At 37.3% G+C, this 24,763-nt stretch carries 16 protein-coding genes; 10 read left to right on the top strand and 6 right to left on the bottom strand.

The window, feature by feature from the left end; translation table 11 throughout:
* Positions 1-474: 474 nt before the first annotated feature.
* Both GV828_RS07605 and GV828_RS07600 read left to right on the top strand, forming a co-directional pair.
* Positions 475-2,622: a TonB-dependent receptor plug domain-containing protein gene (locus GV828_RS07605; protein WP_166536885.1), complete on the top strand. Its 2,148-nt coding sequence runs from the start codon at positions 475-477 to the stop codon at positions 2,620-2,622.
* Positions 2,623-2,633: 11 nt separating this feature from the next.
* Positions 2,634-4,043: an HmuY family protein gene (locus GV828_RS07600; protein ID WP_235935430.1), complete on the top strand. Its 1,410-nt coding sequence runs from the start codon at positions 2,634-2,636 to the stop codon at positions 4,041-4,043.
* Between the two features lie 312 nt (positions 4,044-4,355).
* Here GV828_RS07600 and GV828_RS07595 read toward each other — a convergent pair whose 3' ends face one another.
* From GV828_RS07595 to GV828_RS07575, 5 genes are all read right to left on the bottom strand, one after another.
* Entirely contained in the window at positions 4,356-5,393 is a 1,038-nt protein-coding gene (locus GV828_RS07595) for a hemin-degrading factor (RefSeq protein WP_166536884.1), read from the bottom strand.
* Between the two features lie 9 nt (positions 5,394-5,402).
* Positions 5,403-6,179, bottom strand: coding sequence for a heme ABC transporter ATP-binding protein (locus GV828_RS07590; RefSeq protein ID WP_166536883.1), 777 nt, complete (start codon positions 6,177-6,179; stop codon positions 5,403-5,405).
* Position 6,180: 1 nt separating this feature from the next.
* Positions 6,181-7,215 carry a FecCD family ABC transporter permease gene (locus GV828_RS07585; RefSeq protein ID WP_166536882.1) on the bottom strand — a complete coding sequence of 345 codons (1,035 nt, stop codon included), beginning with the start codon at positions 7,213-7,215 and terminating at the stop codon, positions 6,181-6,183.
* Positions 7,216-7,336: 121 nt separating this feature from the next.
* Positions 7,337-8,215 carry a heme/hemin ABC transporter substrate-binding protein gene (locus tag GV828_RS07580; RefSeq protein WP_166536881.1) on the bottom strand — a complete coding sequence of 293 codons (879 nt, stop codon included), beginning with the start codon at positions 8,213-8,215 and terminating at the stop codon, positions 7,337-7,339.
* 155 nt (positions 8,216-8,370) lie between these two features.
* Positions 8,371-10,635: a glycoside hydrolase family 3 C-terminal domain-containing protein gene (locus tag GV828_RS07575; RefSeq protein WP_166536880.1), complete on the bottom strand. Its 2,265-nt coding sequence runs from the start codon at positions 10,633-10,635 to the stop codon at positions 8,371-8,373.
* A gap of 165 nt (positions 10,636-10,800) precedes the next feature.
* On the opposite strand from GV828_RS07575, the gene GV828_RS07570 reads away from it, so the two are divergent.
* The 6 genes from GV828_RS07570 (at position 10,801) to GV828_RS07545 (ending at position 14,884) form a co-directional block, all read left to right on the top strand.
* Positions 10,801-12,021, top strand: a complete 1,221-nt coding sequence (locus GV828_RS07570; RefSeq protein WP_166536879.1) for an aminotransferase class V-fold PLP-dependent enzyme — start codon at positions 10,801-10,803, stop codon at positions 12,019-12,021.
* A 29-nt stretch (positions 12,022-12,050) separates the two neighbouring features.
* Complete coding sequence (locus GV828_RS07565) at positions 12,051-12,500, top strand: hypothetical protein (protein ID WP_166536878.1); 450 nt, start codon at positions 12,051-12,053, stop codon at positions 12,498-12,500.
* Positions 12,490-12,915, top strand: a complete 426-nt coding sequence (locus tag GV828_RS07560) for a SufE family protein (protein ID WP_166536877.1) — start codon at positions 12,490-12,492, stop codon at positions 12,913-12,915. The genes GV828_RS07565 and GV828_RS07560 overlap by 11 nt, the downstream gene beginning before the upstream one ends.
* 86 nt (positions 12,916-13,001) lie before the next feature.
* Entirely contained in the window at positions 13,002-13,325 is a 324-nt protein-coding gene (locus GV828_RS07555; protein WP_166536876.1) for an iron-sulfur cluster assembly protein, read from the top strand.
* 131 nt (positions 13,326-13,456) lie between these two features.
* Positions 13,457-13,969, top strand: a complete 513-nt coding sequence (locus GV828_RS07550; RefSeq protein ID WP_166536875.1) for a DUF2480 family protein — start codon at positions 13,457-13,459, stop codon at positions 13,967-13,969.
* A 30-nt stretch (positions 13,970-13,999) separates the two neighbouring features.
* Complete coding sequence (locus GV828_RS07545) at positions 14,000-14,884, top strand: DUF3078 domain-containing protein (RefSeq protein ID WP_166536874.1); 885 nt, start codon at positions 14,000-14,002, stop codon at positions 14,882-14,884.
* Between the two features lie 206 nt (positions 14,885-15,090).
* Here the strand turns inward: GV828_RS07545 and hflX are convergent, their stop codons facing one another.
* On the bottom strand, positions 15,091-16,317 hold the full coding sequence (hflX, locus tag GV828_RS07540; RefSeq protein ID WP_166536873.1) for a GTPase HflX: 1,227 nt from the start codon (positions 16,315-16,317) through the stop codon (positions 15,091-15,093).
* A 188-nt stretch (positions 16,318-16,505) separates the two neighbouring features.
* On the opposite strand from hflX, the gene GV828_RS07535 reads away from it, so the two are divergent.
* Positions 16,506-23,765: a fibronectin type III domain-containing protein gene (locus GV828_RS07535; RefSeq protein ID WP_166536872.1), complete on the top strand. Its 7,260-nt coding sequence runs from the start codon at positions 16,506-16,508 to the stop codon at positions 23,763-23,765.
* 59 nt (positions 23,766-23,824) lie between these two features.
* Positions 23,825-24,757, top strand: a complete 933-nt coding sequence (locus GV828_RS07530; RefSeq protein ID WP_166536871.1) for a PorP/SprF family type IX secretion system membrane protein — start codon at positions 23,825-23,827, stop codon at positions 24,755-24,757.
* Positions 24,758-24,763: the final 6 nt, after the last annotated feature.

The following is a 24,763-nucleotide window of genomic DNA, read 5'->3' as shown; positions in this document are numbered from 1 at the left end:
TACAAAACAGAATAATGTTTCTCTAAAACTAACTTAACACATTCTAATTTAAATGCGTAATCATACTTAACTTTTCTTTCCATAAAAAATGCCCCAAATAGTGTCTAACTTTTTGGGGCATGTTCAACCCGGAAGGCATTTTTATTTTCACGACAATCGGGGCTATTAGAAAAACTTGGAGCATTCTGGAATCGCAGGATAAAAAGAAGAATATTTCCAAATTCAAGCTTCATTTTTCAATTTATTTTTAAAAATCAAAAAAAAATTATCAACCCACATTTTCTTAAAATTTAAGACGAGAGCAATTTTTTCATCCCAAAAATTTTCAGATTGTCAATTTTACCAACAATTTTTTACCTACATCAAAATTTAAAGCCTAATCTTTCGTTTATTTAGAATTAATAAAAATAATTTGCATAAACCAAAAACGCATTCTATTTTTGCAATTTAGAATTAATCTAAAGTCAAATAGTAATGCGAATTTTCCAAAAGGCGGTTTTCCCCCTTTCTTTATTTTTTACTTTAAACCTTCTTGCGCAGGAAACTTTTATAGATTCAACCAAGATTACACAAATCGATGAAGTAGTAGTTACTGGTCAATTTGAACCTCAATCACTTAAAAAATCGGTGCATAATGTTAGGGTAATTTCTAAAGAAGAAATTAAGAGTTTGGCAGCTAATAATTTAGGCGATGTTTTAAATCAATACCTCAATATTTCCATCAGAACAAGTGGAAGTGATGGGAGATCTTCAGTTTCAATGTTCGGTCTTGACTCTCAATATTTTAAAATTTTAGTCGATAATATTCCGCTGGTTTCAGATACCGGTTTGGGAACCAATATTGATTTGACTCAAGTAAATCTCGATGATATTGAACAAATAGAAATCATAGAAGGTTCAATGGGGGTAACGCATGGCGCCAACGCTGTGAGTGGTATATTGAATATCATTACCAAAAAAAATTCACGAAATAAATGGGAAATCGTTGCTACTGTTCAAGAAGAAACGGTATCCGATGAGTTTGCGTTTTTCGACCAAGGAAGACACATCCAAGCCTTCAAAATTTCGCATCAAATTAACGACGATTGGTTTGCTTCTCTTGGTGCAAACCGCAATGATTTTGCAGGATTTTTTGATGATATGGAAGGAAAAGAATATGCGGTTAGCAACGGAAAACGAGGCTACAGACAACTTCCAAAAGAACAAATTAACGGCAATGCCATCATTGGTTACAACAAAAACGATTTTAGAATTTTCTACAAATTTGATTATTTTGATGAAAATGTTGACTATTACAATCCGGTAGTCATCCCAATTGATAATTATCCTTTTCCAAATACTAATTATGCACAAGATAGAAGATACATCACGAATCGGTATTTTCATCATTTGAATTCCTATGGAAAAATTTTCAAGTTAAATTATAACGTCTCACTTTCACATCAAAAACAAGCGCGAGACATTGAGAAATTCAATTATTCCTTTGAAAATGACTCGGAAAGCGCAAATAATCGTGAAACATATCAATCGAAAGAAGTTTTATATTCCATCGGAACTGTAAATAATTTTTTCACTTCTAAATGGTTAGACCTTCAACTGGGTTACGAATTTGTCAATGAAAGCGGATTTTATGACGAAACCGCCGGGACATTTTTAAATGATTCGCAACAAGCACAAGATATCCGCAAACGTTTAGAAAACTACGATGTTTTTGCAGTAGCAGAAATTAATGCAACGAGTCGTTTCTCTATTCGTCCGGGATTTAGGTATTCTTTTCAATCGGTTTTTGAAAACCAATATTCTTCCTCTTTAGGTTTAAAATATTTGTTTGATAACGGATATGAACTTCGTGGTGCTGTTGGAAGATCTTTCAGGACGCCTAATTTTGAAGAATTATATACCTACTTCGTCGATTCTAATCACAATTTACAAGGAAACGAAAATTTAGTTCCCGAAACCAGCATGTCCTACGAAGTAAGTGCGAAAAAGAAATCACGTTTTGATTCTGGTGTAGAACTCGCCAGCAATGCAGCCATAACCTACATGACAGTTGATGACAGAATTAGCATGGTGCTGACGCAAGTAACCCCAATGTTGGCTTATCGATACGAAAATATCGATCAATACAAAATGTGGAATTTTGCTACCAATCACCAATTTGCCTATAAAAATTGGAATGCGAAAGTAGGATTGTCTTATGTGGGAATTTCGCAAAAGATAGATTTAGCAGCGCAAAATGCTTCGTCAGATGATAACTATCTATACTCACTTCAAATGAATTCCAGCGTTTCTTACAACGTTCCAAAATGGAATACTTTATTTTCTATTTTCTATAAATATAATGGCAAACAACAGCAGTATGTAGCCACTACAAATGCTTCCGGAGATGCACAATTTTCGCTTGCAGAATTAGAATCTTACGGCTGGATGGACGCTTCAGTTAGAAAATCTTTTTTTAACAATAAATTTGAAATAACCGCAGGAGCCAGAAACATTTTAGACATCACCACAGTTCAGCAAACCACCGGTGCAAACGGCGTTCATAGTGTCGATGGGACTTTGCTTTTAGGGTATGGACGTTCTTATTTTTTAAAACTTACGTATAACCTCAATTTTAATTAATATACATAATCATGAAAAAAAACTTAGTTTTTATTATGGCTTTTGTTCTGGCTGCATTTACAGCTTGTAACAATGACGACAATAGCGGAAACAATCAATTTAGCACATCAGTTGCTTTTGGCGTTCCTTCTTTAAACCTTACCGAATCTACAACCCCTATTCAAATTGTTTTTTCAGAACCAACAACAGCAGCAGGATTTGTAAATCTTACTTTTACGACTACAGCAGTTTCTTACGGTACAGATTTTACTACAAATCCAGCAGCAGAAGGAGCATCACTTTCTATACCATATGCGGCCAATGTAACCAGCGTTTCTTTTGATTTTAATAAATTAACCAATGCAGCTCCAACCGACGTTAAAAATGTAAAATTTGTAATTACTGATGCTACAAATGCTTCGGTTTCTACTAACAATAACATTCAACTCAATTTTAATGAAGAAGCGTCTTTAGGACAAGCTTTAGCAGCAGCAGTTGGTGGTGCAAATCAACCAAACCAAGTTTACATCGATTTAAGCAACGGAGGCAATGCAACATCGCCAAGAACTTCATGGGATTTAGGATTCTATGGAGGTTCGGCATTTAGAGTGGCCATCAATGGATCACTTAAAATGGCTGCCAAACAACTCGAAACCACAAATATTGATGAGATTCAAGTAGCAGATGAAACCATGATTATTGCACAAGGGCAAGGATCAGCAACACAAATTGATCATCCACAAGGTCTTATCACAGGAACCGCTATTGCCGAAATTTCAGCTAACGATGCTGATAACAAAGTTTACCTAATCAATATGGGTGCCAATCCGTCAGAAACCGCTCCAACAATTGGTGCAGAAGGTTCCGCATCTGGCTCGTTGAGAGGTTGGAAAAAAGTACGAATTTTAAGAAGCGGAAACGACTACAAAATTCAATATGCAGACATTGATGCTACCACCCATCAAGAGAAAATTATTTCTAAAAATTCAGCATATAATTTTACGTTTTTCAGCCTAACATCAAATAACGTCGTAAACGTGGAACCACAAAAAAACCAATGGGATATTAACTTCACCACTTTTACTAATATAGTAGGACCAACCACACCCTATTTTTATCCAGATTTTGTGGTAACCAATCTTAAAGGTGGCGCAAGATCTTATATGGTAATGAACACAGAAACAGTAAACTACGACAACTTCACTTTGGCTCAAGTAACCCAAGCAAATTTTACGGAAGACCAAAGAAATATTGGATCTAACTGGAGAAGCACAAGTATTACCGGACCAGGCGGATTCCCAGTTTCACAATTTGTTTTAAGAACAGATCGTTTCTTCGTAATCAAAGATCCAGCAGGAAACATTTACAAATTAAAATTTACAGGTGGTGCTAACGCCGCTGGCGAAAGAGGATACCCAACTTTCCAGTATGCTAAATTATAATCCCAAATAAATTTTTCATAACCATCACTAAACCGGACATCAATGTTCGGTTTTTTTTATTTTCTACTTTTTTAAGAAGCGAATCGCCCGTTCCTTTTCAGCAATCCTTATTCCTGCTTTTCGCTACAATCTGTTTTTTTGGGCTTTACAAGACCCAAAAAAACAGGATTTTCGCTACAATCAGGGCTATCAAAAAATCATTCGGCATCCTTGGAGACTTTCGGCAAAAAAATTCTTATAAAAAAACCCGCAGCAATACGCCACGGGTTTTTTCTATTCGATTGCTAATCTATCAATCATTCAATCATAAATCTACAATCCCGCAACAAGCTTTCTCCATTCTTCTAGTTCAGGAATTCCAGGTTTTCTCTTACCAAAAAACTGCACGATAATTTCGCCCATTTCGTTGAAAACTTCAATTGCAGTAACCATTCCATCTTCGGTTGGTTTTCTTACGATCCAAGTTTGGGCAATTTTGCTCATGTCTAAATGCAAATTAAAGTCAGGATCCATTACATTAAACCAGTTTCCATGCCACATTGTTTTTCTTACCATTCCGGTATGAATTTGTATATTTCCTCTGTTACCCACAAAAACCATTATTGGTAATTTTTCAGCAGCAGCACCTTCGAGCATTTTTACAATCACTTCTTTGTCCACTTTTTTAGCAAAATTTTCGTTTGGAGCCAAACGTAACGCTTGTGTTCTCGTTACCCCAAATTTGCGTAACATACCAAAAAAAGCGTGGGTATCAGTCAGGTTTTCCCAAGCATTTCGGAATCCCGCCACATCAATTTCAGCATCTGGTTTTTCGTCAATGTTCAATGGAACTTCAGTAGTAGTTTCGTTTGTAGTTTGGTCTTCACTTATAAATTTTGCAATTAATTCCTCAAAAGCTTCGTCATTACTATCTTTTGTCAAATAAATTTTGTGAATCGCCAAACCATCTTTTCCAAAAAATTGCAAACTTTTTCGATCGCCATGTTCCGATTTTTCGGCTACGGCAAAAGCGCTTGCCCAATGGCTTAAGAAAATTCTCAGGTCAATATCTTCGCCTACAAACAATCCTGCGTGAGGAGAAGAAAAATCGGGGTTGAGGTAAATTCCTTTTCGTTCATGAACGCATTCTTCATTTCGCGTAAGCGCCATAACCTTTCCTAGTTTTTCAATTTCGGTAAGGATTTTGGCAAACTCTGGCCGTAATCTCGTTACAGTTTCGCCTATTTGTGTGGCTAACAATTCAGCTTCGCTTACGCCTAATTTTTCGGCTGCGTTTCTAATTCTTAAGTTTGGATTTTCCGCTTTAAGCGCGTTCCATCTTGTTTTTAAATCTTGTGTTATTGTTGTCATAATACGAAATTAGGTTCCAAATATGATTAATGGATTTTGATTTATTGGGTTTAAGCAAATTGTACAGGGAAAATTATACACTTTGCTGATGATTTCTTTGGTAAAAACTATTTCGGGTTTGCCGTGGTTCATGACTTTTCCGTTTTTGAGCAGTAATACTTTGTCTGCAAATTGAGCCGCTAAGTTTAGATCGTGTAATACTAAAATTGCCGTGTTGCCTCGTTCTGTAAAATTTTTTACAGTGTGTAAAATGCGGTGTTGATGTAAAACATCGAGGTTGTTTAGGGGCTCGTCCATAAAAAGTAGTTTTTCGGATAACTCGTTTTCTAATTGTGCTAAAACACGCGCCAAATGAACGCGTTGTCTTTCACCTCCAGAAAGCGTATTGTAATCTCTGTTTTTTAGGTGAAGCACATCCGTTTCTGCCATTGATTTTTCAATCGCTTCGGTATCTTGTGAACGTGGTATGGCGTTAAAATAAGGGTATCGCCCCATCATTACCACATCGTTTACGGTAAGGGGAATATCGCTACTATTTTGTTGAGAAAATTTAGCTTTGTGTAATGGTAATTCTTTTAAATCCCAATGCTCAAAAGTTTTTTTCTTAAAAAAAATTTGATTGTCGTCATCTGCCATTTCATGTGCTAGCAAACTTAATAAGGTTGATTTTCCTGCACCATTTGGCCCTACAATTACAAGCAGTTCCCCTTCTTTAACTTGAAAGTCGATTCGCTCCAAAATCGTAACTTTTTTGTGACGATAAGATATGTTTTCGGCTGCTAACATATTACATTGATTTTTTACTTTTGATCAAAATGATAATAAAAATAGGAGCACCCATAAAAGCGGTCAAGATTCCGATTGGAATTTCTGATGGTTCGGCAATGGTTCGGCTAATCGTGTCAGCGGATAAAAGCAAAATACTGCCAAAAATTGCCGACATTGGCAAAATGAGATGATAATTCGATTTAAAAATTAACCTCAAGATATAGGGTACAATCAAGCCCACAAAGCCGATTGTTCCGGCAAATGCTACAGAAGTTCCTACTAAAAGTGCTGTGAGTACTACAATTTTCTTCTTGATATTTTCTACTGGAATTCCTAAATGTCCCGCATCACGTTCGCCAAGCATCATGGCGTTAAGAGCTTTTCCTTTGGTAATTAAAAACGAATAGGCAATTAGAACAACAACGGCCAGAATTAAATTTTTAGTCCAACTTGCACCACCCAAACTTCCTAAATTCCAAAATGTCAAATCTCGAAGTTGCTCTTCTTTTGAAAGATAAATTAAAAATCCAGTAGTAGCTCCAGCCATTGCCGTAATTGCCACGCCCGAAAGTAGCATCACAATCACGTTGGTTTTTCCGTTAGTGGTAGAAATTTTATAGACAATGGTCATGGTAATTAAAGCGCCTAAAAACGCAGCAATACTTAGTATCGAAAAATGAAAAACTTCGGGAATATAGGGTTTGATGTAGCTTCCTAAAACAATGGTTAAGGCGGCAAAAAGCGAAGCTCCCATGGTTATACCTATTAAATCTGGTGATGCCAATGGATTTTTAAACATCCCTTGAAGGCAAGTTCCGGAAACCGCCAAAGCACTTCCAATTAAAATAGCCATTACAATTCGCGGCAAGCGCAAATCCATTAATACAAATTTATCGGATGCCGATATGCTGTTGTCATTGTTGATTATGGCAGAAAAAATTTCGGAGAACGAATGTTTTTCAAACTCGTAAACACCCATGTATAGCGAAATGACCGAAAGTAAAATCAGTAAAATCAGGCTAAGGAAAATGTATAACGGTAACTTGTTCTGCATTTTTTATAATTCCCAAACAAGGTTCAGGGCTTAGTAAGTTTAAACAAGACTAAGAGGTCTTGTAATCATTAAAAATAAACCTGCAAGATTTGTAAAACCTTGCAGATTAGTATTGGAGAAATTATTTAGTTTCTTTGATTAATGCAGCGTTTAATTCGGCTGCGGCTTCACCCACACGAGGTCCAAAACCAGAAAGTAGAGCACCATCCATGGCAATTATTTTTTTATTTTTTCCGGCGTTAGTTTGCGCAATTCCTTGAATTTTTAGCAAACCATCAACGCCTCCAACGCTTTCCAAGCCAGAAGTGAACATTAAAATGACATCCGGATTTCCTTTAATTAATGATTCAGGTGTTAGCGGTTTAAAATCTTCAAATTCAGTAATTGCATTTTGACCTCCAGCGATAGCTATTGCTTTTTCAACCGGCGTATTTTTGCCGGCAACCATTAGTGTTCCAGCTCCACGAGCGTAAATAAATAATATTTTTGGTGCTTTTTCAATTGGCTGTATTTTCTGTAAATCGGCATCAATTTTTTCAGTGATTGATTTAAAATTTTCGTGTTTCAAAACTCCTGCAACTTCTGCTACCAATTTTTTTGTGCCTTCAACCGAGAAATCTTGTTTAAATATAGATGATTGTATTCCCGCATTTTTGATTTTTTCTGCTAATTCAGGGCTTAAATCTTTTTCTGTAGCCAAAATCATTGTGGGTTGAAGTGCCACAATATTTTCAATCGAAAGACTTCTAACGTGACCTAAATCTTTGGCAGTATTTTTTACTGATTCTGGAAAAGTTGAGGTAACATCAACTCCTACAATTTCTTTTTCGTGACCTAATGCTGCAACAATTTCTGTAACGGCACCGTTTAAAGACACGATTTTTTGAGTTTCAGTGGTTTGCTGGCTTTCAATTTCAATTGTTTCTACTTTTTTTTCTTCTTTGCAAGAAAATAAAACGGCAGAAGATACGACTACCAATACAAGGGCTATTTTTTTCATTTTTGCGGGACAGTTATTTTAATTAAATCTAAATAACGGCAAAAATAAAACTTATTTAGATTAATCAAAAATAAAAAGAGGTTAATATTTTTGACAAATTTGAAAAAGACGGCAAAAAAAAAAACTCCGAAGTATTCTCCAGAGTTTTTCAATTTCTATTTTAAAGTAAATTTTATTTTGGTTTTTATCGCATCAGAACCATTTCCAATTAGGGCTTCAAATTCGCCGGGTTCGGCAATCCAATCGTGTTTTTTCTCGTCAAAATAACTCAATGCGGTTTTATCGATTGTGAGGGAAACATCCTTTTGTTCTCCCGGATTCAGTTCCACTTTTTCAAAACCTTTTAACTCTTTTGCTGGTCTTTCCACCGAAGATTTTAAATCGCTGATATACAATTGAATAACTTCTGAACCTTTTCTTTTTCCGGTATTTTTAACCGAAATTGTGAAGGTAATTTTGTCATTTTCACTAATGGTTTTTTTGTCTGCTTTTACATTTCCAATTTCAAAAGTAGTGTAACTCAATCCGTGCCCAAAACTAAACAACGGTTTTATTTTTTTGGTATCATGCCAACGGTATCCTACAAAAATTCCTTCATTGTATTGAATGTTGATGACATTTTTAGCGTCTTTGCCTTTTCCAGCGGCTAATTCTGCTTTATTTCCGGGATATTCTCCTAATTGATGAGCCGAATTATCTTCTAATTTTACAGGAAAAGTAAATGGCAATTTTCCGGAAGGATTGGCTTCACCCGAAAGCACTGATGCCAAAGAATTTCCTGCTTCAGAACCTAAATACCAAGCCTGAACTATCGATGGTACTTCTTTAATCCACGGCATGGCAACTGCATTTCCGGATACTAAAACTACAGTAAAATTTTTGTTCGCTTTCGCCAAAGCGCTAATTATTTGGTCTTGGTTGTAAGGCAAACCATAACTTTTGCGGTCGTTTCCTTCAGCATCCTGAAAATCGCTTTTGTTCAATCCGCCCACAAAAATCACATGGTCGGAATTTTTTGCCAAAGCAACAGCTTCTTTTAAAAGTTCGTCAGCGCTTCTTTTTTCTTCTAAATTTTGTCCAGATTTTACACCGTTATATTCACCAGTTGGATCACCTACATAACCTCTCGCAAAAACCACTTCGGTATTTGTTCCAAATTTATTTTTGATACCGTCCAAAGGCAAGGTTTCATATTTGGCTTTTAACGAAGAAGAACCGCCACCAACAGTCATCATTTTAATGGCATTTTCGCCAATAACCGCAATTTTTTTCGTTTTAGAAATATCAATCGGAAGGATTTGGCCATCATTTTTAAGCAACACAATTCCTTCTTCGCCAATTTTTTTTGCCATCGCTCGATGTTCTTCAGAACCAACATTTCCGTAAGGTTTATTTTGGTTCATAGAAGTAAGAAATGCCAAACGAAGCAATCTTTTTACTTTGTCGTCTAATTCTTCAGTGGAATATTTTCCTTCCTGAATACCTTTTAGATAAGGTTGTGCCAAAAAATAATTATCGTAAGCATTTTTGCTTCCGCCGGAAAGTCCATCTGTCCAGGTTCCGAATTCTAAATCAAGACCATGTTTTACAGCATGATCAGTATTATTTACAGCACCCCAATCAGAAATTACCACACCTTTATAATTCCATTCACCTTTTAAAATATCGTTTAACAAATATTTATTTTGGCTTGCCCATTGATTTTTATACAAATCGTAAGCTCCCATAATTGTCCAAGAATCACCTTCGGTTACAGCAGCTTTAAATGGAGGCAAATAAATTTCGTACAATGCACGATCGCTCACAATCACGTTACTCGTGTGACGAAACATTTCCTGATTATTTAAAGCAAAATGTTTTACAGAAGTCGCCACGCCATTTGATTGTACACCTTTAATATATGGCACGACCATTTTTGAAGTTAAAAACGGATCTTCACCCATATATTCAAAATTTCTTCCGTTTAAAGGTGTTCGATAAATGTTTACTCCAGGTCCTAATAAAATATCTTTTTCGCGATAACGGGCTTCTTCGCCTAAAGCTTTACCATAATTCCACGACATTTCTTTATTCCAGGTTGATGCTAAAGCCGTCAATGCCGGAAACGCAATAATGGAATCATTTGTCCAGCCGGCTTGATCCCATTCGTCCCATTTTACTTCTGCGCGAACGCCATGAGGTCCATCAGTTGTCCAAAATTCCGGGATTCCCAATCGTGGAACTCCGGGAGAACTAAACTTAGATTGTGCATGAAGCATGGCAATTTTTTCCTGCAAAGTCATTCGCGAAAGCGCATCATCCACCCGTTGCTCGATAGGTTTTGAAGTGTCTAGATAAACAGGGGATTGTTTTTTTTCTTGTGCCAAAACAGCAATTGAGAAGAAAAAAAGACAGCTTCCCGTGGCAATTTTTTTGAACATAGTTTGGTAGTATTGGTAATGAAACAAACTTACGAAAAAATTTCGGAGGCTATTTTTTTTAATTTTCAAAAAAGAATATCAAATACAGCATAACCAAATCTATTCTTAAATCTTATTCGATTAAAAAAATACGGCGTAAATTTGCACTTTGAAAAGAAAATTAAAATGCTGGATATAAATAAAGTTCGATCACAATTTCCCATCTTAACGCAAAAAGTCAATGGCAAACCTTTGGTTTATTTTGATAACGCGGCCACTTCCCAAAAACCCAAAGTGGTGATTGATGCCATTGCTAATTATTATGAGGAAATTAATGCTAACATTCACAGGGGTGTTCATAAATTAAGTCAATTGGCTACAGATGCTTACGAACAATCACGGTTAAAAATCCAGCAACACCTGAATGCAAAGCACAATTTTGAAATTATTTTTACTGCTGGAACAACCGCCGGAATTAATTTGGTGGCAAATGGTTTTGGTTCGCTTTTAAAAAACGATGATGAAGTAATAATTTCTGCCTTGGAACATCACAGTAATATTGTGCCTTGGCAAATGCTTTGCGAAAAAACCGGAGCCAAGTTGAAGGTAATTCCGATGGATGAAAATGCCGAATTACTTTTAGAAGAATATGAAAAATTACTTTCGGAAAAAACCAAGATTGTAGCGGTAAATTACATCTCAAATGCCATTGGAACCATTAATCCTATCGAAAAAATAATTGAAAAAGCGCATCAAGTTGGCGCGGCAGTTTTAATTGATGCGGCACAATCTGCACCACATATTAAAGTTGACGTTCAAAAATTAGATTGCGATTTTTATATTTTTTCAGGACATAAAATATGCGGACCAACGGGGACCGGGATTTTGTATGGCAAAGAAAAATGGCTGAACCAGTTGCCGCCGTATCAAGGTGGTGGCGAAATGATTAAAGAAGTGACTTTTGAAAAAACAACTTATGCCGAAATTCCGCATAAATTTGAAGCGGGAACGCCCAATATTTCTGGAGGAATTGTTTTAGGCAAAGCCATTGATTTTTTAAACGAAATTGGTTTTGAAAACATTCAGCAATATGAACACGAATTGTTACAATATGCTACGGCAAAGTTACTCGAGATTGACGGTTTAAAAATTTATGGTCCGAAAATGTTAGACAAAAAAACTTCTGTAATTTCGTTTAACATCGAAGGTTTGCACCCGTATGATGTGGGTTCCATTGTTGATAATATGGGTATTGCCGTAAGAACCGGACATCATTGTGCTCAACCCGTGATGCAATTTTTTGATATTCCGGGAACCATTCGGGCGTCATTTTCTTTTTACAATACCAAAGAAGAAATTGACGCATTGATTGTGGCTTTGCATAAAGCAAAATCCATGTTGGCTTAAAATTTGTATCTTCGATAATAAAAAAGCACATGAAAATTATTACTGCAATTTTCTTAGTATTGATGATGACAAAAGGCTGTAACTCTTCGGAACTACAAAAGGAAAGTGAAAATATTTCGTTTGAATACGAGGCTTCTACCAGAGGAAATTATTTTAAAACTTTGGTCAAGCAAGACACGGTTTTTAATATTAAAGGAAGAAATCAGGTTGCCGAACTCAAAGATTTGCCTAAAAAAAATTGGAATTCGGTTTTGAAAAAATTGTCAGATGTTAATGTCGCAAAGCTCAACAACCTGAAAGCACCTTCAGAAAAACGTTTTTATGATGGTGCCATGATGGCAACTTTTAAAGTAATCTATAAAAACGAAACGTACCAAGTGCCTGTTTTTGATCATGGAAATCCTCCCAAGGAAATTGAAAAACTGGTAAATGAGGTATTGAAAGTTTCGCAAATTCAAAATAAAAATAATGACGATTAAAGAAATTCAAAACGAAATAGTGGACGAGTTTGGCATGTTTGACCCCGAAAGTTGGGACGAAAGGTATCAATATGTGATTGATTTAGGCAAAACACTTCCGCTTATTGACGAAAAATTTAAAACGGAAGAAAATATTATAAAAGGCTGTCAATCTAAAGTGTGGCTTCATGGAGAAGAACAAAATGATAAAATTATTTTTACCGCCGATAGTGATGCAATTTTGACCAAAGGCATCATTGCCATTTTAATCAGGGCGTTTTCAAACCAAACGGCAGAAGCCATTCTAGAAGCCGATACGGAATTTATTGACGAAATTGGACTGAAAGACCATCTTTCACCTACGCGAGCCAATGGTTTGGTTTCGATGATTAAACAAATTAAGATGTATGCTTTGGCGTATCAGGCGAAGAGGTAATTATTGATTTAGCTTATCCTCAAATAATCTTATATGCCTTATATGGTAAAATTCCCTTGGTATTTAAAATTTTGAAAAAATAAATCATGCAACAAGAAATAGACACTAACCTATTAGGAGAAGAAATCGTAAAAGTACTTAAAACCATTTACGATCCGGAAATTCCGGTTGACATTTACGAACTCGGATTAATTTACGATGTGATGGTGAATACGGATTACGAAGTTAAAATACTGATGACTTTAACCTCGCCAAATTGCCCCGTAGCCGAAAGTTTGCCGCTGGAAGTGGAAGAAAAAATCAATAAAATTGACAACGTAAAAGCCACCGAAGTAGAGATTACTTTCGATCCGCCCTGGACCAAAGACCTCATGAGCGAAGAAGCAAAACTCGAACTTGGAATGCTTTAAGCGTTGGGAGTTTTGGAGGAAGAAGTTTGGAGAGAGAAGTAAAACCCTTGCGAACCTTGCGAAGACTTTGCCTCTTTGCGGTTTAAAAAATTACAAATCATATATCTTAAATCCTAAATCACAAATCCGATATGGAAGACGAAATTATCAACAAAGTGGCCAATAGTTCACTTGAAATTTTTGATTTGGAGGATTATTACCCAAAAGGTTTTCGCATGGAAGTGGATATTGCCCAATGGCTTTTCGAAGGATTTTTACTCCGGGAAAAAGATTTTCGCGAAGCCTTAAAAAACCACGATTGGCAACAATACCAAGACGCTTACGTTTCGGTTTTTTGCAGTACCGATGCAATCATTCCCGCTTGGGCATCGATGTTGGTGACCATCTATTTAACTCCAGTTTCAAAAAAAATTGTAATAGGTAGAAAAGACGACATTAATGTTTCTTTATATGAAGAAATTTTGGCGAACCTTGATTACGAAACCTATCGTGATAAACCAGTGATTATCAAAGGTTGTTCTAAAAAACCTGTTCCCGAAGCCGCTTACGTTTTAGCCGCTCAAAAGTTGCAACCCATTGCTAAAAGTATTATGTTTGGCGAAGCATGTTCCGCAGTTCCATTATTTAAAAAGCCAAAAAAATAAATATAAACCTCCCAAAAGCGTAAATTAAATATGAAAAAAATTATCCTTACAATACTCACTTTTTTCGCCATCATTTCGGCACAAGCACAAGACAACACAACTGCAAACGACACCATCAGTCCTTGGAAGAAAGGCGGCAACATCTCGTTTCTTTTCAACCAATCTACCTTTGACAATTGGCTTCCCGGAGGAGAAAACAATATTTCGGGAACCCTTGGCGTTAACTATGATTTTAACTACAAAAAAAACGATCTCACTTGGGACAATAAAGTCATCGCATCCTACGGACTCGTGAAAACCAGAACGAGTTCTTTTGCCAAAAAAACGGACGACAGACTCGAACTCAACTCTTTGCTTGGGCAAAAATTTAAACCTGAGAGCCGCTGGTATTACTCAGCATTTTTAAATTTTAGGACACAATTTACCAAAGGATACAATTACGCAAAAGATGAAAATGGCGCCGAAATCCGAGACGAATATACCAATTTTCTTTCGCCAGCTTATTTATCATTTGGACCCGGAATTTTGTACAAACGCGATGATAATTTTAAAGTAAATATCGCACCCGCAACCTCTAAAATCACGTTTGTTGACAAAAATTTCACATTGCCAAATGAAGCGTATTTTGGCGTAAAAGAAGGTCAAAGCATTCGATACGAGCTTGGTTTCAACACCTCAGCCTACTATAAATTTGACGCCATGGCCAACGTAACTTTCGAAAATATCCTCAATCTTTACAGCAATTACCTCGAAGATCTACAAAACGTAGATCTAGATTACCAGCTTAACATCGTGCTAAAAATCAACAAATACTTAACTACAAACCTTTCTTTTCAAGCAGTTTACGACGATAACGCTTTCCGAGGATTTCAAATCAGGCAAGTATTTGGAGTTGGCGCCAACTACGGATTCTAAAACAACAAAACCTTTCAAATCAATGAAAGGTTTTTTTATTTTTTTGGCGAACAGCCGGGCTTTCCGCTACAAGTTTTTAATTTTTTTCCAGCAATCGCTACCGCTACGGGAGCTTCCGCTGGTCGCTTCCTCGCTGGTGCGCTTGTAAGGAAAAAAATTAAAAAGCTTTCCGCTGCAATCCCTGTCGCAAGTTCTACTAAAAAGCACTATTCCATTTCCTCCGGAGCATCCTTATAATCCGGATACAAAAATTTGTTATACGGAAAACGCGTCACATGAATCTCCCTAACTGCATCATAAACCTTTTCCCTAAATTCCTCAAAATTTTCCTTATTTGTCGCCGAAATAAATAACGCTTTGTCTTCTCCGTGTTTCGACATCCAAGTGGCTTTCCATTCTTCTAAAGTGTAATGTTTACGGGTTTTTTCGGTAATAAGATCATCTTCATCAATCGTCAAATGTTTGTAAGCATCAATTTTGTTAAAAACCATAATAATAGGTTTGTCCGCACTTTTAATATCAGCTAAAATTTGATTCACAGACTCGATGTGATCTTCAAAATCCGGATGCGAAATATCCACTACGTGTAATAATAAATCTGCTTCTCTAACTTCGTCAAGCGTACTTTTAAAAGATTCCACCAACTGCGTGGGTAATTTTCTAATAAATCCCACTGTATCCGAAAGTAAAAAAGGTAAATTTTTAATCACCACTTTTCTAACGGTAGTGTCAAGTGTTGCAAATAACTTATTTTCTACAAAAACCTCACTTTTAGAAATTACATTCATCAAAGTAGATTTCCCCACATTAGTATATCCCACAAGCGCCACCCGAACCATCGCACCCCGATTGCTTCGTTGTTGCGCCATTTGTTTGTCAATCGTTCTGATTTTTTCTTTGAGCAAAGAAATTCGGTCACGAACAATTCGACGGTCGGTTTCAATTTCTGTTTCACCGGGACCACGTAATCCAATACCTCCTTTTTGTCTTTCAAGGTGTGTCCACATACCGGAAAGTCTCGGTAATAAATATTGGCATTGCGCTAATTCCACCTGTGTTCTGGCGTAAGAAGTTTCGGCTCTTTGTGCAAAAATGTCTAAAATAAGATTGGTCCTGTCGAGGACTTTGCAATCTAACAATTTTGAAATATTTTTTTGTTGAGAAGGAGACAGTTCATCATCAAAAATAACAGTACTGATTCCATTTTCTTTTACAAATGTGTGAATTTCATCCATTTTGCCAGTTCCTAAAAAAGTTTTAGGATTAGGTTTGTCTAATTTTTGTGAAAAACGTTTTATTACCTCACCACCAGCAGTAAAAGTCAAAAATTCAAGCTCATCAAGGTATTCAGTAAGTTTATTTTCATCTTGTTGTTGAGTTATAATTCCCACAACAACAGTCTTTTCAAAGTTTATATTTTCTTTTTCTAGCATAATTCATATTTATTTACAAAGCTAACGAAAACTTGCGAAGAGTGAAATGCTAGAATGAATTCTAACATAAAATCACAAAACAATTTAGTTAAATATTATTTTTTTGTTACGACTTTCTTAAAAATAGTTAAATTTGAAGTTCTTAAATTCTTATCAATTTATTATAAACAACCTAAACTTTTCATTTTATGAAAAAAATTACCTTATTACTTTTAACCTTTTTCATGAGCTTTGTGGGCTTTAGTCAGCTCACAGAGAACTTTGACGGAGGGACAAGTTTGCCAACAGGCTGGGTAGCTTTCAATAATGGTCAGGGGACGGCACCAAGGTTATGGAGGATTTTACCCAATGCGGCTCTTTCATTTTCCACGCCAAATTCTGCGTTTTCTGAACGTTACCAAATTGGGCAGGGAAATACTTCCCAAGACTGGTTGGCTACTTCGGCAGTCACTTTGCCAGCAAATGCTCAACTGCAATTTGTAACCCGCCAAAGAACCGACGGGGATCAAGGAACAATTTATCGCCTTATGGTGGCAAGAGTTTCTGCGGGAGCACAAAATAATCCAGCTATTTATCAACAAGCGGCTCAATGGGATGAACTTTCTTTAAATCCTGAAGGGCCATTTAATGGAGATGGATCTCCAAAGTGGGACGAACATACTGTTGATCTCCGAGCTTTGGGCTATAACCAAAATGAGCAAGTTTATATCGCGTTTGTAAGGGTATATACTCAGCCAGGAATAGGAAGTGATGCTGACGTAGGTTGGCTTATTGATGATGTGAGAGTGTCTCAAAAATGTGAGATGCCAACAGGACTTGCAGCACCTGTAATTAATATGACTTCTGCTCAACTAACATGGGTAACTCCTGCCGGAGGGGCGACTAGTTGGGAAATTGTTATCGTACCTGAAACTTTAACTTTGGAGCAAGGTATTGCAGCTGGAAATTTATATACTTATTCAGGGGCAATGCCATTTGATACATCGCTCTATAGTCCAGCAATTACACTCAATCCTGATACGAACTATAAGTATTATGTACGAGCAGTTTGTTCAGAAACTAATAAAAGTGATTGGACGCTTCCATACTTTTTTACAACTGCATCACTGGGTGAAACGTGTACTGAGCCTATTGTAATTCCACAATTGCCGTATCAAGCTACAGATAATACTTCAAACTCAAATGATAGAACTGATGTGTCTCAAGGAACTTCTTGTGGAGCTACACCTGCAGGCACCAATTATATGGCTGGTAACGAAGTTTTTTACACATTTACCGCTCCTGAGACAGGAGAGGTAAGAATAAGAATGACACCAACCGCTCCAAATTCTTCGTTATTTGTTTATAATAGTTGTGCGAATGTTGGTGTAAGTTGCATTGCTGGAGTTGCAAATACGGGTGCGACTGTAAGAACGATTCCCGCATTGGCAGTGACGGCTGGCGAAACATATATTGTGGTAATTTCTTCTGCGGCAGCTAATCAAACCGTAGGCTACACCTTAAACATACAATATGTAACTTGTGATGAGCCCACTAATTTGGCTGCAACGGCTACCATGACATCTGCAACTTTAAGCTGGAGCAATCCAGCGGGAAGTACCGCTACAAGTTGGGAAATTGCAGTACAACCTGCAGGCGCCATGATTCCTTCAGGAGCTGGAACTCCTGTTACATCTAATAATAATTTGGTGGTAACGAACACCATCGACGGTACACCATTGATGGCTGCTACTGCTTATCAGTATTGGGTAAGAGTACCTTGTACCGATGGAGGAACCACATTTTCACCTTGGGCGGGTCCATTTTTATTTAACACGCCAGTCTGTGATCCAGTCGAGCAATGTAACTATACTTTTAGATTAACTCGTCCTTCTGGTAATGGTGGATATAGTGGTGCAATAATGCATGTTCGCCAGAATGGTGTTACAGTTGCGATATTAGGTCCAGGATTTACAAGTGGAAATGCTTCTGCGGTACAAGTGCCGTTGTGTAATGGAATCCCTTTTGAAGTTTTTTGGATTGAAGGAGGAACCGCTTCTGCGAATATAGGTTTAACAATCCAAAATAGTTTTAATCAACTATTGTTTACCAAGCCTGTAGGAACTGGAAGTCCAAATGTTAATACACCACTATATTCAAGAATGGTGGACTGTCTCGTACCTTTGTGTCCGCCTCCAATAAATTTAGGAGCAACTGCAATTACTGCAAACACTGCTAATTTAACTTGGACTCCAGGATCGCTTCCTCCACCGACAGGAGCCACTACTCAATGGCAAATTTATATTGAAAGAGAAGCTGTGGCGGTTGCACCATTAAATGATGCACCAACTACTGCCTATGATATCACCACTACACGACCTTATCCTGCAACAGGATTATTAAGTGATACTTTTTACGTCTACTACATTCGTACTTATTGTGGGCCCGATTGGGCAAGTGACTGGGTTGGTCCTTTTAGATTTAAAACAGCTGTTTCATGTGGAGCTCCAACAAATTTAGGAGCTTCAGGACAAACGACCACAACCGCTAATTTATTTTGGACACAACCTGCTTTAGGTGGTGCTACGAACTGGGATGTAGTGGTTCAAGCACCAGGAACAGGAGTTCCAGGATTAAACCCTACCAACGCTCAAGATTTAGCTAACGGCGGAACCGTTTCGGGATTGGTAGCTGCAACGCAATACGAATTCTACGTGAGAGCAAATTGTTCAGATACAGACAATAGTAGTTGGTCTGGACCATTTTTGTTTTATACAGCTTGTAACCCTGTAAATGTACCTTACACAGAAGGATTTAATACGACTTCAGTTTTCGAACCTTGTTGGTCAACAGTAAGTGTTTTAGGTAGCAATTCTTGGGATATGAACTACAACTTAACACCTGCAGAAGGTGATCAAGTGGCCTCAATCAATCCTAATTCTGGTGTCAATAACGATGATTGGTTAATTACACCTGCACTTCGCTTGTTGTCAAATTACCGATTGAGATTTAAATATAAAGTTTTAGCAACAGGAAATAATAACAATAATATTGAAATAAAACTTTCCACAGCTGGAAGTGACCCTGTAAGTTTTACTGAAACTTTGATGCCTTTAACTACTTGGTCAAATACAACTTATCAGGAAAAAGTTATTAACCTAAACAACTTTGGAAATGATGACGGTTCAGTACTAGTTCACATTGGTTGGCACTTGCCACAAGGAGTAACTAATTCTACCAGAATTTTTATAGATGAGGTAATTTTCGAACCAATTCCACCTTGTCCTAATCCAGTAGATTTGATTGTTGAGAACGTAACCTCCACTTCAGCTGACTTGTCATGGACACCTGGATATTTAGAAACTCAATGGCAAGTTTATGTACAACCAGCAGGAGGACCTGTTCCACCAGTTGATTATGCGGGAACTCTAATTACTACAAATACAGATCTTACTGTAAATACAGATTTTAATGGTCAACCGCTTCAACCCGGAACTAATTATGTATATTATGTAAGAGCTCATTGTAATGATACCCAGCAAAGTCAATGGGTTGGACCAATTCCTTTCAAAACATTATTATGTGAAGAAGCAGACAAATGTAACTATACTTTCATTCTTCAAGATACTGGAAACAATGCTTGGGGAAGTACAATGAACGTAATCCAAAATGGTGAGATTGTTGCAGTTTTAAATAAAACCGGAAACGGCGCTTCAATAAACCAAACAGTGGCATTGTGTCCAGGAGTACAATTTCAAGTTTTTTGGAATGTTGCTGGAACTGCTGCACAAGCTGCACAAGTAGGTTTGACAATTCAAAATTCGTTTAACGAAACTATTTTTACAAAAGCAGCAGGACAGGGAGTTCAAAATACAACATTGTACAACAGTATGCCTGTATATTGTACGCCGTTAACTTGTCCTTTCCCAACAAACCTAAGTGCACAACAATCTTCTCCGTCCACTGCCGTTTTAGTTTGGACTCCAGGAGGAGCCGAAACTCAATGGCAGTACATTATTCAGCCAGCAGGAGGAACTTACCCTGGTAACATTAACGGAACCGTTGTAAATACAAACCCAACAGCTAACGTTTCTGGATTGGTTTCAGCACAACCTTACGAATTTTATGTGAGAGCAATTTGCGGGCCAGACAACGTAAGTTATTGGTCAGGACCTTATAGTTTTACACTTTACAATTCCCCTGGATGTATTGGCGTTGATATTGAAGGTGTAGATGTAAACGTTGGAGCTGAAGTTACGGTTTGTCCAAATGACAATTGTGTGGATTTATCTGCTTCATACTTACAAATTAATCAAACCAATACCTACGCGGTAGAAAGCATCCCTTACATGCCACCATTTCCATTTACTGGTGGAACGCCAATCCAAATTGGAGCTGATGATGATTGGACGGATACCGTTACACTGCCATTTAATTTCTGTTTCTTTGGTGAAACATATAATAAATTATTAATTACCGATAATGGTGCTGTTTCATTTAGTATCGCAGGTGTTGTTCCTGGAGGACAATATACACCACTTGGACCAGCAGGTTATAGCTATACACAACCAATACCATTCAATCCTAATGCTGTTAGACCTCCATATGTTAATGCCATTATGGGTGTAATGCAAGATTTATATCCTGGAGGAAGTACGGGAGATTGGTCAATTAACTACCAAGTTTTAGGTACAGCTCCGTGTCGCGCATTTGTTGTAAATTTCTACAACGTGGCAAGATTTAGCTGTACTAGTATTAGAGAGAACAGTCAAATTGTTCTATATGAAGGAAGTAACATTATTGATGTTTATATCGGTAATCACGCAACTTGTGCTTGGGGACCAGCTACGGTTGGTATTCAAAATGCAAATGGAACAGTAGGGTTTGCTCCTCCGGGCCGTAACACCGGAAACTGGTCAACAACCAATGAAGCTTGGCGTTTTAACCCAGCTGGAGACCCTCTAGATATTGTTTTCGAATGGAGAAAAAACGGCGAATTTTATAGTAGCGACTTAGATATCAATGTTTGTGCAGAAGACGTTACATTGATGGAAGCCGTAGCAACGTATCCACAATGTGGAGCTCCGGCAATTGTGAGAAAATCAGAAATTACGATTAATATCGAAGAATTCGATACTCAAGAGCCTGAAGATTTAACAGCATGTGTTGGAAATTCAACATTTGATCTTACAGAAAACAATGCTAATATCCTAGATGGTACTGTAACTCCCGCAGATTATGTTATTGAATATTATTTAACGGAAGCAGAAGCTATTGATGGAACAAGTGGCGCAATTACAAGCCATACGACCTCGGTTACCACGCCAATATTCGTTAGAATCGAAAAGGTAGGGACAGATTGTTACATCACTGATACATTTGATTTGCTACTTTCCGCTCAAGCACCTGAATTCACTTTAGACGGGAATACTACTATTTGTGAAGGTGATGCTACTACTATTACGGTAATGCCAACAAACGGATTCGATGTGTCAACCACCACATTCACTTGGACATTACCTGATGGTACTGTGTCAACACAGACAGGAGCAGTATTTAACATCGATGCTGCGGATGCTCAAGCCGGAACTTATACTGTTTTAGCAGACAATGGTTGTCAAGAAACACTAACCTTTACGTTAACAATTAACGAAATTGAATTAGGGTTTACGTATCCAACGCCAAATTGTCCTTCTGGAATAATCGAGCCAATTCCAACTGAAGGTTTCACTACAGGAGGTTCTTATTCAGTATCACCAACATTAACAATCGATGCTACAACAGGTGCGATTGAATTAGATGGAGCAGCTGCTGGACTTTACACCGTAACTTATTTATTACCAAATACAGTTTCAGGTTGTACAGATGATAAAACCAATACTTTTGAATTTGAAGTCTTACCAGCAATTATACCTGTTACAGGATTCGCTTACGAAAATCCTCAATATTGTATAACAGATCCAAGCCCAATTTCAATTATTCCAAATGCTGGTTTCTTATCAGGAGGACAATTTACTGCAACTCCAGAAACCGGACTAGGTTTAGATTCAAATACGGGAAGTATTGATTTTGCAACCAGTATTCCAGGAACTTACACGGTTTATTATACAATTCAGTCTGACGATACAACTTGTACGGCATACTCACAAAGCGCAACACAAATTGTGATTAACGCTTCTGGAGTGCCTACAACAGGATTTAGCTATACGTCACCAGTTTGTATCTCTTCAACCAACCCAATGCCAATTCCGGTAACCGGATTTGTAACTGGCGGAAGTTATACAGTAGTTTCTGGATCGGGAATTGCCCTTGATGGAGCAACTGGAGAAATTGATTTGGCTAACACAGCTCCAGGAACGTACATCATCCGTTACGAAATTCCAGCTTCTGGATGTGGACAATTAGGTCAAACAGATGCACAAATTGTAATCAATGATTTAACGCCAGCAGTTGTAGGATTTACATACAACACAGTTTGTGAAAATGCTACCAATCCGACTCCAATTAAAACTGCCGGATTTACCGAAGGAGGAACTTGGAGTTCAGCTGATTCAGGTATTGTTATAGATGCTGCAACAGGAACAATCAATTTAGCACAATCAACACCTGGAACTTATACAATCGAGTACAATTTGAACCAAAATGATACCGAATGTAGAGCTGGTGGAAATAGTTCTGCAACTGTAACTATTACAGCGGGAATCGATCCGGTAACACAATTTAGTTTTGAGGATGATACCTATTGTTCAGGTGCCAATTCAATTTTCCCACAAGGAACATTTGAACCAGGCGGAAACTTCTCTGCTCCAGCAGGATTGGTAATCAACGGTACAACCGGAGAAATTAATATTGCCGGAAGCACTCCAGGAACTTATCAAATTGTATATGCAATCCAAGAAGATTTAACTCTTTGTCGTAACAGAAGCGAAAGCAACTTCACCATCACCATCCAAGATGGAATAGAAGTTACTGTCGAAGATTTATGTGAAAATAACAACTACATCTTAACTGCATCTCCACAAGGAGGAAACTATAATTATATCTGGAGAAATGCACAAGGTGATCAAGTTGGGACCGACTCTAGATTTAATGTTTCAGAATACGTTGCTAATTTGTCTGGACAACCAGTTTATCCAATGAATTTCACTGTAACAGTTGATGATAATGGTTGTTTAAGCAACCAATCATTCACGGTGACGGGAACATTTTGTACTATTCAAAAAGGAATTTCTCCAAATAATGATGGTAAAAATGATTCATTTGACCTAACTGGTTTCAATGTTAGAAAGTTAACAATATATAACCGTTACGGTACAGAAGTTTACAGTTTCAACAATTATACTAATGAGTGGAAAGGTCAGTCAAATAATGGAAATGAATTGCCAGACGGAACTTACTACTACATAATTGAAAGAGATGGAGTAGAAGGAAGAACTGGATGGATTCAAATCAACAGACAAAGAAACTAAATGATATATTGAACGCTGCTTGTTTCGGCAAGCAGCGATTCATATAAAAAAAGTAAACAATGAAGAAAATATTTTTCACAGCACTGATAACACTTTCGGCTCTTGCAGATGCAACTGCACAACAAGACCCGCATTATACACAATACATGTATAATATGAACGTGATTAACCCTGCTTATGCTGGTTCTAAAGAAAATTTATCTTTCGGGCTATTATACAGACAGCAATGGGATGGTATCGAAGATGCACCAAGAACTTTTACTTTCTCAGGACACTCTCCGGCAGGTAAAAACGTAGGTTTAGGTCTTTCAGTTATCGCCGACGAAATTGGTCCAGTTAAAGAACAAAATGTTTATGGAGATTTCTCTTATACACTTAATTTAGGAGGAGAACACCGTTTAGCATTAGGAATTAAAGCTGGGGCGACTTTCCAAAGAATCGGACTTTTTAGTGATATTAATGGATCATTACCAGATCAAACAGACGAGGCATTCTCGCAAGACTCTAACAATACTTACCTTAATATTGGAGCAGGATTTTTCTATTATACCAATAACTATTACATCGCACTTTCGGTGCCTAATATGCTTAATTCAAAGCACCTTAATGTTAGGCAAAATGGCGAAGAAATTTATTATGGTGAAGAAACCCAGCACTTCTTCTTAACTGGAGGATATGTATTTGACCTAAGCCCTAACATCAAATTTAAGCCATTCGCTATGGTAAAATCAGCTTTTGAAGCGCCTGTATCTTTAGACGTTTCTACCAATTTCCTTTTCAATGAAAAGTTCGAAATTGGAGCAACATACCGCTTAGATGATTCATTTGGTGGAATGGTTAACTACGCCATTTCTCCCAACTTAAGAATTGGTTATGCATACGATCATATCACTTCAGATATTAAAATCGCAGCTCCGGCATCTCACGAGGTAATTTTACTTTTCGATTTGAATTTCCCGAAAAAAGTTTCACGTTCACCTCGTTATTTCTAACATAAA

The sequence above is a fragment of the Flavobacterium ichthyis genome (genome assembly GCF_009915155.1).
Taxonomy (GTDB): Bacteria; Bacteroidota; Bacteroidia; order Flavobacteriales; family Flavobacteriaceae; genus Flavobacterium; species Flavobacterium ichthyis.
The sequence above is the reverse complement of the archived record's forward strand: the minus strand, read 5'-3'. Positions and strand labels throughout refer to the sequence as shown.